The sequence below is a fragment of the Streptosporangium sp. NPDC048886 genome, assembly GCF_055586905.1.
In genome coordinates this window covers 49901-62070 of sequence record NZ_JBVJHH010000039.1, presented here as the reverse complement: position 1 = coordinate 62070, position 12170 = coordinate 49901, and the positions used below count along the sequence as shown (strand labels likewise).

9 protein-coding genes are annotated in these 12170 nt (G+C 68.0%); 3 read left to right on the top strand and 6 right to left on the bottom strand.

Features of this window, described 5'->3' with window-relative positions:
• Positions 1 to 322: 322 nt before the first annotated feature.
• Positions 323 to 724, bottom strand: coding sequence for a superoxide dismutase, Ni (gene sodN / locus ACZ6R6_RS37210; RefSeq protein WP_306864426.1), 402 nt, complete (start codon positions 722 to 724; stop codon positions 323 to 325).
• 90 nt (positions 725 to 814) lie between these two features.
• Between sodN and sodX the strand changes: the two genes are divergently transcribed.
• Positions 815 to 1120, top strand: coding sequence for a nickel-type superoxide dismutase maturation protease (gene sodX / locus ACZ6R6_RS37205; protein WP_306864429.1), 306 nt, complete (start codon positions 815 to 817; stop codon positions 1118 to 1120).
• Here sodX and ACZ6R6_RS37200 read toward each other — a convergent pair.
• A complete protein-coding gene (locus tag ACZ6R6_RS37200) occupies positions 1087 to 1632 on the bottom strand; it encodes a CGNR zinc finger domain-containing protein (RefSeq protein ID WP_306864431.1) in 546 nt (181 codons plus the stop codon). The two genes, sodX and ACZ6R6_RS37200, sit on opposite strands and share 34 nt — an antisense overlap.
• Before the next feature lie 277 nt (positions 1633 to 1909).
• On the opposite strand from ACZ6R6_RS37200, the gene ACZ6R6_RS37195 reads away from it, so the two are divergent.
• Both ACZ6R6_RS37195 and ACZ6R6_RS37190 read left to right on the top strand, forming a co-directional pair.
• Complete coding sequence (locus ACZ6R6_RS37195) at positions 1910 to 3115, top strand: NAD(P)-dependent malic enzyme (protein ID WP_470101489.1); 1206 nt, start codon at positions 1910 to 1912, stop codon at positions 3113 to 3115.
• Between the two features lie 346 nt (positions 3116 to 3461).
• Positions 3462 to 4820, top strand: a complete 1359-nt coding sequence (locus ACZ6R6_RS37190) for a hypothetical protein (protein ID WP_470101487.1) — start codon at positions 3462 to 3464, stop codon at positions 4818 to 4820.
• 146 nt (positions 4821 to 4966) lie between these two features.
• Here the strand turns inward: ACZ6R6_RS37190 and ACZ6R6_RS37185 are convergent, their stop codons facing one another.
• The 4 genes from ACZ6R6_RS37185 to ACZ6R6_RS37170 all read right to left on the bottom strand — a co-directional run bounded on the left by ACZ6R6_RS37185 (position 4967) and on the right by ACZ6R6_RS37170 (position 11513).
• The gene (locus ACZ6R6_RS37185; RefSeq protein WP_470101485.1) at positions 4967 to 6478 is read right to left on the bottom strand and encodes a trypsin-like serine peptidase; all 1512 of its coding nucleotides are present in this window, start codon (positions 6476 to 6478) and stop codon (positions 4967 to 4969) included.
• 889 nt (positions 6479 to 7367) lie between these two features.
• Positions 7368 to 8432, bottom strand: a complete 1065-nt coding sequence (locus ACZ6R6_RS37180) for a trypsin-like serine peptidase (RefSeq protein ID WP_470101483.1) — start codon at positions 8430 to 8432, stop codon at positions 7368 to 7370.
• Positions 8433 to 8568: 136 nt separating this feature from the next.
• The gene (locus ACZ6R6_RS37175) at positions 8569 to 9750 is read right to left on the bottom strand and encodes a trypsin-like serine peptidase (protein ID WP_470101481.1); all 1182 of its coding nucleotides are present in this window, start codon (positions 9748 to 9750) and stop codon (positions 8569 to 8571) included.
• 206 nt (positions 9751 to 9956) lie between these two features.
• Positions 9957 to 11513, bottom strand: a complete 1557-nt coding sequence (locus ACZ6R6_RS37170; protein ID WP_470101479.1) for a trypsin-like serine peptidase — start codon at positions 11511 to 11513, stop codon at positions 9957 to 9959.
• Between the last annotated feature and the right edge of the window lie 657 nt (positions 11514 to 12170).

Genomic DNA, 12170 nt, shown 5'->3' with positions numbered 1-12170 from the left:
TCGCTCGTCCGCTGCGCTCCCTCGCTCCTCGGTCCAGCTCACCGGCGCACCCTCGCGGGCTCATTGCGACGCTGCGCGTCGAGGCTCGGGTGCTGATAACCGGTGGCTTCCCTCGTCGCTCGTCCGCTGCGCTCCCTCGCTCCTCGGTCCAGCTCACCGGCGCACCCTCGCGGGCTCATTGCGACGCTGCGCGTCGAGGCTCGGGTGCTGGTAACCGGTGGCTTCCCTCGTCGCTCGTCCGCTGCGCTCCCTCGCTCCTCGGTCCAGCTCACCGGCGCACCCTCGCGGGTCAATCGCGACGCCGCGCGTCGCGGCCGGCCGCTCAGGCGGCCTTGGTCGCCCAGAAAATCTTGGAAATCTCGTCGATCTTGGCCAGCAGGTCGTCGGCCTGCTTCGGGTCGACGGTGCCCTTGCCGCCCGCGGCGCCGGCCAACTTGGTGGCGTCCCAGAAGAGCTGGTGCAGCTGGGGGTAGGTCTCCAGGTGCGGGGGCTTGAAGTAGTCGGTCCACAGCACCCACAGGTGGTGCTTGACCAGCTCGGCCCGCTGCTCCTTGATGATGAGCGCGCGGGTGCGGAAGACCGGGTCCTCGTTGGCGACGTACTTCTCCATGATCGCCTTGACGGACTCGGCCTCGATGCGGGCCTGGGCCGGGTCGTACACGCCGCAGGGCAGGTCACAGTGCGCGGACGCGACGTGCTTGGGTCGCAGAAGTCGTGCGAGCATCGGAAAATCCTTCCTTGATGCTGAGATCAGCATGGTCCAGTACCGACCTTACTCGTCTTCGAAAAGCCTGTGTGTAAGGGGGTTGCGCCCGTGAGAGTCCGTGTCGACGGGGATTCGATGCTGCCCGCGCTGCGCTCCGGGGACTGGCTCTGGGTGCGCCGCGGCGCCCGGATCAGGCCGGGAGACCTGGTCGTCGCGCGGCTCCCCGCCGACCCGTCGCGGCTGATCGTCAAACGGGCCGCCTGGGAGGCGGACGGGGGATGGTGGCTGGAGAGCGACAACCAGCGGGCCTCCGGCCGCCGTGACAGCTGGGACTTCGGCGCCGTGCCGCCGTCGCTGCTCGTCGGCCGGGTGGTGCTGCGCTACTGGCCGTTGACCTTCCGGCGGGCGCGGTAGGCGGCCACGTTCGCCCGGCTGGCGCACCGCTCGGAGCAGTAGCGCCGCGACCGGTTGGAGGAGGTGTCGAGGTAGGCCCGGCGACAGGGCGGCGCCTGGCAGAGACCGAGCCGGTCCACGCCGAGGTCGGTCACGATGGTGGCCAGGCCCATGACGGCGCCCACGGCGTACTGGTCGGCCATCCGGCCGCCCTCGGTGAGGTGCAGGTGCCAGCGCTCGCCGTCGTGGCCGGAGATCTGCGGCTGGACCGGATGCTGGATCAGCAGCGAGTTGAGCCGGTCGACCACGTCCTGCTCGTCGCCGCCGGCCGCGGACTCGAACACGGTCACCAGCTCTTCGCGCAGGTCACGCAGGGCGTCGAGATCGCCCCGGGTGATGCGGCAGCCGGGACGGTAGCGGCGGCCCTCCTCCAGGAGGGCGCGCAGCCCGTCGAGACCGGTCAGCCGGTCGGGGCTGTTGATGAGCAGCACAGCCAACTCGGCGTAGGAGGTCAGATCCACCGGGCGGTCCATCGATGTAAGAGACGAATGGGGCTCTGAGTATTACACGCACGACGGGGCCGCACCATGTCAATGAACGAGGCCGACATCATGTCAACGGAAGTGAGCAATCTCTGCCACTGGTGAGAGTCTCACCATGTGGCACAATCGAGCGACGGGTGACCCCCGTACCCCTCCAGACGACCGTTCTCAGCGAGCGGGCCCGAGCGGCTACCGAAGCCGGGCCACGCCCGCCACGGCGTCTCCGAAGGAACCAATCCGTCTGTCTGACTGAACTACAGGGGTCGCTGTGGCCGTTACGCCATCCTCCATCTCCATCTCCTCCGAATCCCTCGAAGCCCTCGACCTGGATCCGGCCTTCGCCCTGCACCGCGGCGGCAAGCTGGAGACCCGCTCCACCGTCCCGGTCAACAACGCCGACGACCTGGCGCTCGCCTACACCCCCGGGGTGGCGAGGGTCTGCACCGCGATCGCCGAGCAGCCCGAGCTCGTCAACGACTACACCTGGGTGTCCAACGTGGTCGCCGTCGTCTCCGACGGCACCGCCGTGCTCGGGCTCGGCGACATCGGGCCCGCCGCCGCCATGCCGGTCATGGAGGGCAAGGCCCTGCTGTTCAAGCAGTTCGCCGGTGTCGACGCGGTGCCGATCTGCCTCGACTGCACCGAGGTGGACGCGCTGGTCGAGACGGTGGCACGGCTCGCGCCATCCTTCGGCGGCATCAACCTCGAGGACATCAGCGCGCCGCGCTGCTTCGAGGTCGAAGACCGGCTGCGCGGGCTCCTGGACATCCCCGTCTTCCATGACGACCAGCACGGCACCGCGATCGTCGTGCTGGCGGCGCTGACCAACGCCGCCCGGCTGACCGGCCGCTCGCTGGGCGACCTGCGGGCCGTGGTGGCGGGCGCCGGAGCCTCCGGCGTGGCGGTCAGCCGCATCCTGCTCAACGCGGGCATCGGCGACATCGCGGTGTCCGACTCCAAGGGCCTGCTCCACCAGGGCCGCGACGGCCTCAACCCGGTGAAGGAGGCGCTGGCGCGCGACACCAACCGGGCCGCCCTGCGGGGCTCCACGGAGGAGGCGCTGGCCGGTGCCGACGTGTTCGTCGGGCTCTCGGGCTCGACGGTGTCGGAGGCGGCCATCGCCTCGATGGCGCCCGGCGCGATCGTCTTCGCGCTGTCCAACCCGGAGCCCGAGGTGCACCCGGCGGTCGCCGGCCGGCACGCCCAGGTGGTGGCGACCGGCCGCTCCGACTTCCCCAACCAGATCAACAACGTGCTGGCCTTCCCCGGCGTCTTCCGGGGGGCGCTCGACGTCCGCGCCACCACCATCACCGAGAACATGAAGGTGGCCGCGGCCCAGGCGCTGGCCGCGGTGGTCGGCGACGACCTGTCGGCCGACTACGTGATCCCGAGCCCCTTCGACGGGCGCGTGGCCCCCGCGGTCATCGCCGCGGTCGCCGCGCAGGCCCGCGCCGACGGGGTCGCCCGCCTCTAGCCGCCTTCGGCGGCGCAGCCCCGTCCCCGTCCCCGTCCGCCGGCGCCGGTCCCGGTCCGTCCCCAGGTCCGGGTCCGGGGCCGTCCGCGCCGACGGCGCCACCACCCGTGCAGCCCTTCGGGCGCGTCCGCGAAGACCTCCGGATCCGCCTGTGAAGACGCCTCTCGCCCGATCGGGCGAGAGGCGTCTTCTGCTTTTGGGAAACTCAAAAAACAGTCACGGATCGTGCTATAAAAAAAGCTCTCCGTCACCTATCGGGCAAGAGTGTGCACGAGGGACGGATACGGGCGCAGGGGGGCGCGGACGGGTTCCGGCGCCCCGGCGGCTTCTCACGGTGAGGAGAGCGGTGGAACGCGAGCCCAACCAACTGCTTCAGCGACTCATCGCTGAAGCGGGTTTCACACACAAAGGACTGTCCCGCAGGGTCAACGACCTCGGCGCGGCCCGAGGTCTGCCGGGCCTGAAATACGACCACAGCTCCGTGCTGCGCTGGATCGGCGGTCAGCGGCCGAGGGATCCGGTGCCAGGACTGCTGGCGGAGATCTTCGCACTCCGGCTCGGCCGGACGGTCAGCCCGGAAGATCTCGGTCTGCCGGTCGTCTCGACCCCTTCCGACCTCGGGCAGGAGTTCACACATACATGGCAGGAGGGGATCGCGACCGTGACGGCACTGTGGCGGGGAGATGTTGAGAGACGCAGGTTCCTGCTCGATTCGACCTTCGCGATCGGGGCCGGGTCCGCCGGCGCCCTGCGCTGGCTGACCCTCCCGCTGGAGGGCCGTCCCGTCGCGGGCGGCGCCCGGCGGGTGGGCATGGCCGACATCGAGGCGATCCGGGAGGTCACCCGGTCCTTCGGCGAGCTGGACAACAGGTTCGGCGGCGGCAGGGTCCGCTCGGCGGTCGTGAAATATCTGGACACGGCGGTCGCGCCGCTGCTCAGCGACGGCTCCTACGGCGAGAGCACCGGCAAGGCACTGGCGTCGGCCGCGGCCGAGCTGACCCGGCTGGCCGGATGGATGGCCTACGACCTGGAGCAGCACGGTCTGGCCCAGCGTTACCTGATCCAGGCGCTGCGCCTGGCCCGGGGGGCGGGAGACCACGGGCTCGGCGGGGAGATCCTCGCCGGGATGAGCCACCAGGCCCTCTACATCGGGCAGCCCGCGCACGCCCTCGACCTGGCGCGCGCCGCGCAGCTGTCGGCCCGTCGCGCCGGGGTCTTCGCCCTGCTGGCGGAGGCGCAGGTGCTGGAGGCCCACGCCCACGCCCTGATGGACGACCGGGGGGCGTGCGCCAACTCCCTGCACGGCGCCGAGCTGGCCTTCGACCAGCGCGAGGCCGGTGACGAGCCCGACTGGATCGCCTACTTCGACGAGGCCTACCTGTCGGCCAAGTTCGCCCACTGCTTCCGCGACCTGGGCGACGGGCCGGGGGCGGTACGGCACGCGACGCGGTCGCTGGACATGGACGGGCGCTACGTCCGCGGGCGCATGTTCAACCTGTCGCTGCTGTCGGCGGGGCTGCTCGGGTGCGGCGAGGTGGAGCAGGCCTGCGTGGCCGCCGGTCAGGCGCTGGAGCTGGCCGGGGGGCTGCAGTCGGCCCGCACCCAGTCATACGCCGCCGACCTGCGGCGGCGGCTGGCCCCCTTCGCCGGCGAGCCCGCCGTGCGGGAGCTGAACGAGCGGACCAGGGAGTTCAGCCTCGCCTGAGGCCGCGTCACCGCAGGCTCCGGGGTCCGCAGGCTCCCAGGTGGGACATGGGGGAAAAGGCCGAGGGGCCCGGCAGAAGCCGGGCCCCTCGGATGGAGCAGGGTGAGTTCGAGGTTTGGACCCCCGGACTCAGGTGATCGTCAGGACTACTTGACGATCGAGCCGGACCACACGTTGGCGGCCTTGTTGTAGATCATCGCGGTCTCACCGTCGAAGTACGGCGAGGTGCTGAGGTCCCAGCGGCCGTTCTTGTCCTGGTCACCGAAGAGGCTGGTGACACCGTTGACGTAGCCGAGACGCTTGGCGCTGCTGTACTTGACGAGCCACGGAGCGCCGTCGGCACCCTCGGTCATCGCGCACTTGAGGCCAACGTGCTCCTCGACCTTCTCGGCCGCGGAGACGTACACCTTGCCGGAGGTCTTGCCGTAGCACCACTTCGGCGTCGTGCCGGTGTAGGCCTTGTTGCCGTCGGGGTGCTCAGCCGTCGGGTAACCGAAGATGTAAACGGTCTGGCCGGTCTTCTGGTTCCAGGTGAAGCCCTGGCCACCAACGGCCTCGCCCAGACGGCCGGTGTCCTTGATGAAGCCGTCGACGACGTAGAAGTGCGTCTTGTAGAAGCCCTTGACGCTGTTCTCCTTCACCCAGTACTTCACGAAGTAGTGGGTGATGGTGTAGTTGCCAGAGGCGTCGATCTTCCGGTAGCCCAGGCCGGTGTAGGCGTCGTACTGAGCCTTCGTGACCTGCTCGACGGTGGAGCCGTCCTGAGCGCCGTTGACGTCACCGCTGGTGGGGGCCTTGTCGTAGACCTCCTTGGAGACTTCCTCCTGCACCTTCACAGCGCCGGGGTAGTTCGGGCCGACCGGGTCCTTGATGGTCTCGGCCTTCGCCCAGCAAGCAGAGGTCTCCTTGCCGTTGAGGTCCTTGCACTTGTTGTACTCGGCCTCGCTGATGGACTCGTGCTTGACGAACTTGGCGCCGTTGAAGGCGTCGTAGTCCTTCTCGGTGACTTCCTTGGCGGTGCCGCCGCCGACCTGCACACCGTTGTAGACGGTGACGAAGGCGTAGTCCTTGTCACGGTCGTTGAAGACGCTCAGGTCGTAGTGGGTGTACGCCTGCTTACCGACGAAGACGCCGTAAGGAGCCTTGCCCTGGTAGTAAGCGGGGACGAAGATCCACTTGTCCATGACGCTGGCGTTCTTCTTGTCGTCGTAGACGCAGTGCCCGGCGGTGGAGACCAGGTTGCGGTACTTCGACTGGATCGAGGTGGCGGAGCAGAACTTCAGCTCACCCTCGGAGTCGACGAAGAACACCTTGCCGATGGTGCGGGGCAGGTTGACGTTCTTGACGACCGAGGCGGACTTCTTCTCCTCGCCGATGGGGGCGATGGTGCCGGGCTTGCCGTCGGGGGTGTAGCCGCCGCCCGCGTTCAGCTTCGGCGTCGCCTTGGTCTCCACGGTGTAAGGCGTGGCCTTGGCGAGGTTGTTCGTGTGGTTGTTGGCAGCCAGCCAGAACTTGGCGGTCTCGATGGCGGTCGGAGCGTCCTTGGCCATCGTGTCGTAGGCCCACTGCGGGTTGGCGTTAGCCGTACCAGCGAGACCGGCGGCCAGCAGGCCGGTGGCGAGGATGGCGCCGCCGGCGGGGAGGAGGATGCGCTTCAAGGTAACTCCTTGGTCTGATGTGGAACGCTTCTTGCGTCCCATGCGTCAGTAAAGGGATAGCCAGAACATACAGGGCTGATCTTGAGGATCGGAAGCCGCTTTGAGGGGTAAGGACCCCATGCGCCGGGCCGAGATCATTCTGTGATGTTTGAATGGCTGTGGAATGGTTGTTGTGCTTGGGGCTGATGCGCTGCGTTTCCGCAGATAGGCGGGAGCCTGTTGTGAATGTGACCGATGTGGCGTGAGTATTCCGATACGTTCGGTCACGAGAGCGGTGTGACGCAGATCACATCAGATTAATGGCACCGATTTGCCGGAAGTCACGTCTAACGCGCACGATCCGCCGGCGGATCCGGGGTTCCGGGACCCCCGGAAGGCCGGAAAACAGGGCCTCCAAGTCTCCGTGAGGCCCCAAATCGGGGTTCCCGAGCCCTCCGCGAGTCCCGGATCCGGCTCTCCAGGTCTCCGTGAGGCCCAAATCGGGGTTCCCGAGCCCTCCGCAAGTCCCGGATCCGGCTCTCCGGGTCTCCGTGAGGCCCCAAATCGGGATTCCCGAGCCCTCCGCGAGTCCCGGATCGAGCCCCTGCGCCCCGGAGAATCCTCGGATCACGCCCTCCGGCCCCTCTGCGAGCGCCCGGATCGGGCCTCCGGACCCCGAGGGAAGCCTCCGGCCCGGGCTCTCCGGCCTTCCGGGAACCCCCGGATCCGGCCTTCCGGGAACCCCGGAGGGGCTTGGCGGGCCGCGGGAGGTCCCCCGATCGCGTTCGCCGGCCCCCACGGGCCCCGGCGAGAGCCGCCAGGACCCGGAAACGGGTGCGGGACCCGGCGCATGCGCCGGGTCCCGCGGGTGGAGCTGAGGTGCCTGGGCCCCTTGCCGGGGCCGGACGGCTTACTTGCGGAGGATCGAGCCGGACCACACGTTGGCGGCCTTCTTGTAGATGTCGGCCGTCTCACCGTCGAAGTAGGGCGAGGTGAGCAGGTCGTAGCGGTTGTTCTTGTCCTGGTCGCCGAACAGGCTCGTGACGCCGCTGACGTAGCCCAGGCGCTGGCCGCTGCTGTACTGCGACAGCCACGGGCCGCCGTCGGCGCCGGGGGTGAAGGCGCCCTTGAGACCGACGTGCTCCTCGACCTTCTCGGCGGCGGAGACGTAGATCTTGCCGGACGGCTTGCCGTACACGTACTTGGGCGTCACGCCGCTGTAGGGCTTGTTGCCGTCGGGGTGCGGGGCGGCGGGGTAGCCGAAGGCGTAGACCGGCTTGCCGGTCGGCTGGTTCCAGGTGAAGCCCTGGCCGCCGACGTTGTCGCCGAGCCGGCCGACGTCCTTGACGCCGCGGTCGAAGCCGATGCCGTTGTAGACCGTGACGAAGGCGTAGTCCTTGTCGTAGTCCTCATAGACGTCGAAGTCGTAGTGCGTCCAGGCCTGCTTGCCGATGTACATGCCCCACGGGACCTTGCCCTGGTAGTAACCCGGGACGAAGACCCACTTGTCCATGGTGTGGCCGTTGTTGGCGGTGTCATAGACGCAGTGGGCGGCCGTGGCGACCAGGTTGCGGTACTTCGACTGGATCGAAGTGGCCGAGCACCACCGGAACTCGCCGTTGGCGACGAAGAACACCTTGCCGATGGTCCTGGGCAGGTTGACGTTCTTGACGAGCGACGGGGCGGGCTTCTCCGAGCCGATGGGGGCGATGGTGCCGGGCCGCCCGTCGGGGGAGTAGCCGCCGCCGGCGGTCAGCCTGGGGGTCGCGGCGTCGGGCGAGTAGGCGGTCGCCTTCCTCAGGGCCACGTAGTTGGAGGCGGCCCAGAACCTGGCGACGGACAGCGCCGACGCCTCGGTGCCGGCCATCCTGTCGGTGGCCCAGTCCGGCGCGGCCTGGGCGGTGCCGGCCAGGCCGGCGGCCAGCAGACCGGTGGCGAGTGCGGCGCCACCGAGGGGGAGAAGAGAGTGCTTCAAAAGAGGTGCTCCTTGCGCTGCAACGTCTCCAGAAATCTGGAAACTGCGGGACGACAAGCAACAAACCTATGTAGGGCCCTGGAGGGGGGAGTGCCACCTAAGGCTCCCTTAAGGCGTATTTAAGACGCCTATAAGGTCATCTGGCCCGCTGGCTGTCCGCCCACCGGTAGACGACGTAGGTCGACGCGATGAAGTAGGGCGAGGAGATCAGGTCGTACTTGCGGTCGGTGTCGGTGTCCCAGGCGAAGCTGTTGACGCCGTTGAGGTATCCGAGGCCGGTCTCGGGATCGTAGTTGACCAGCCAGGGGCCGCCGCTCGCCCCGCCGGTGAACCCGCACTTGAGCGCGACGCCCAGCTCGACCAGGCGGGCGGGGGCCGTCCTCCGGCTGGTGCGCCCGCTGCACCAGCGCAGCTTCTGGCCGTCGTAGGGCCTGCTGCCGTCGGCCTGGGGGGCGGCGGGGTAGCCGAAGGCGAGAGTGGACTGGTTGATGCCGCGCTTGACCACCAGGCCCTGGCCGCCGACGTTGTCCTCCAGGCTGCCCACGGACTCCATCTCATAGGTGTTCGCGGTCTTGCCCGGCTTCCACTTGAACCCGTCGTGCACGTTGACGAAGGCGTAGTCGTAGTCGTAGTCGCCCTCGCCGACGAAGCTCTCGTGCAGGTTGAGGGAGTGACCGACGTAGATCCCGTAAGGGGTGGCGCCCCTGTCGTAGCCCGGGATGAAGATCCAGTAGTCGGCGTTCTTGGCCTGCTTGGCGTCGTAGGCGCAGTGCCCGGCCGTGGCGACCAGGCTGCGGCTCTTGGAGGCCACCGCCGAGGCGGAGCACCAGTAGTCCTTGTCCCCGATCCGGAAGAACACCTTGCCGACGGACATCGGGGAGTTTCCGATGACCGGGGGAGTGTCCTTCGGCAGCGTGGGCCTGACGGTGGTGGCCGTCGTGAGGCTGCTGTAGGCCGTGGTGGCCGTCGCCTTGCTGCTCGCCGCCGCGGCGGCGGCCGTGGTGGCGGTGGCCGTGGTGGTGGCGGTGCCGGTGGGCGTGGGGGAGGCGGGCGCCGAGGAGGTGGTGCCGCCGCTGGGCCTGATCTCGGGCGCGGCGGGGGTGTTGTCCTGCGCCTCCTTGAGCCTGGCCGGGCTCCAGTACTCCGCGATCCGCTTCATGTCCGCGCTGTTCTTGGTCAGCGTGATGGAGGTGATGCTGCTGGGCGTGTAGAAGGCGCCGTCGGCGTTCGCGGCCCCGGCGGACGCGGACATCACGAGCACACCACTGGCGACGAGGGCGCCGAGTGTGGTCGCGAACCGCCGTGCGCGGGGGAACATGAAGGCCGTTTCCTTCGGGGGATCAGGGGTGGAATGGAGGGCTGTAAGAGGTGATTTTTCCAGATCAACTAAGTTTTGGGCAGCTCAGTTGCTTGATCCGCTTTACACCGTTATCCAGTTAAGTCTTACCTGATAGGCATAAGCACCCCGTCAAAGGGTGGGAGAGCCCTGCGGCAGCGGCCCTCCCACCCTTATGACGTCGGCGCTCAGCTCGGGAGCTTGCCGGTCCAGAGGTTGGCGGCGTGCTTGTAGATGCCGTAGGTCTCACCGTTGAAGTACGGGGTGGTGACCCGGTCGTAGCGGTTGTTCTTGTCGCTGTCGACCGTCAGGCTCACGACGCCGTTGAGGTAACCGGTCCGCTTGCTGCTCTTGTACTGCAGCAGGAACGGGCCGCCGCTGGCGCCCGGGGTGAAGGCGCACTTGATCGCCTGCTGCTCCTCGGCCTTGAAGGCCGAGACGACGGGCGCGGCGCCGGTCGTGCCGTAGCACCACTTCATGGTGTGCCCGGAGTAGGGCTTGTTGCCGTCGGGGTGGGCGGAGGTCGGGTAGCCGAAGGTGAAGACCTTCTTGCCCAGCTTCTGGTTCCAGGTGAAGCCCTGGCCGCCGACGTTGTCGCCGAGGCGGCCGGCGGAGGCCACGGTCGTGATGTAGTGACGGAAGATCACGTACTTCACGGACGCGGTCTTCTTGATGTACTTCACCACGTAGTAGTGGGTGATGGTGTAGTTGCCCTGGGCGTCGATCTTCCGGTAACCCAGACCCTTGTAGGCGTCGTACTCGGACTTGGTGACAGCCTCGACGCGGCTCTCCAGCTTGGAACCGCTCTTGGGCCATGCATCCTGGTCCAGCTGCTTGCCGTCGAGGGTGACCTTGTCGTCCTTCAGGCCGTAGACCTCACCGGTGACCTTCTCCCAGTCCCACTTCTCGACCTCGGAGGCGACGGCAAGGGCGCCCTTGTACTGCGGGCCCACCTCGTCCTCGGTGGAGACGTTCTCGACCTTGCCGAGGCCACCCTTCTGGGTCCACCTGTCGTAGGTCTCGTAGTCGACGGTCTTGGCGTCCTCGCGACCCACGCCGCCCTTGTCGACGTGCGCCTTGTAGGTCTTGTAGTCGACTTCCCTCTCGGGCTGCTGCTTGATGCCGTCGTAGACGTTGACGAAGGCGTAGTCGTAGTCGTAGTCCTCGAAGACGGTGAAGTCGTCGTGGGTGTTGACCTTGGCGCCGACGTAGATGCCCCAGGGCGCCTTGCCCTGGTAGTAGCCGGGGATGAACACGAAGTTGTCGTACGGCTTGTTCGTGTCGGTGTCGTAGACGCAGTGGGCCGCGGTGGCGACCAGGTTGCGGTACTTCGACTGGATCGAGGAGCCGGAGCACCAGCGCTCCTGGCCCTTGTCGTCGACGAAGAAGACCTTGCCGACGGTGATGGGCAGGTTCAGGTTCTTCGACCTGCCCGCGGACTTGCCGCCCTCACCGGTGGGGGCGATGGTGCCCGGCTTGCCGTCGGCGGCGGCCTTGGCGGCGCCGGTCTTCGTCAGCTTGGCCGAGACGGTGGAGTCGGCGACGTAGCTCTTGGCCGACTTGAGCTTGGAGGAGGTCCAGTAGCCCGCGATGGCCTTCGCGTTACCGGACGAGGTGAGCGCCGACGACTTGATGTCGGGCTTGGGCGCCGCCTGGGCGGCGCCTGCGAGGGGAACGCCGATCATGGTGGTGGCCACGAGGGCACCACCGAGGGGGAGGACCAGGCGCTTGGCTCGGGAGTTCAATCTAGCTCCTTCTTTGTCATGGGCCACTCGGGACGACAGCCCACGCATGCGTAAAGAGACAAGACGAGACCGTACTAGGCAAAGAACGGTTAAAGGACGACAAATCGGGCAGAAGCCCGGACCGATATGAGTTCGTTACCAAAATCGTGGAACCGAATTTTCAAGATCCGCGTCTGATCTACCCTTGCTTGACTGAATGTGATGGTGTGTCCACTGCAAGGCCATGACCTGCGAAAACGGGAGAGTCGGTCGTTGTCGGGACGGGATGGGTGAGGGACGCTGAGCGGGCACTGCACAGCATGTGAAATCGGGGGATTTCATGCGACGTCTCTTGTACCTGGCCACCGCCGGGCTCTTCGTGTTCTCCACCACGGCCGCCGCCGCGCCACCGCCGCCGCCACCGCCACCGAGCGGGCCCGGTCAGAACTGGCCCGGTCCCGGGGGACCCGGTCCGGGTGGCCCTCCTGACAGGCCCGGTCCTGGCAGACCTGCTCCGAACTGGCCCGGTCCCGGCTGGCCCGGTCCCGGCTGGCCCGGTCCTGGCTGGCCCGGTCCTGGCTGGCCCGGTCCTGGCTGGCCTGGTCCGAACTGGCCCATCCCGCCACGGCCGATCCCGCCGCGACCGATCCCACCACGGCCGATCCCACACTGGCCTGC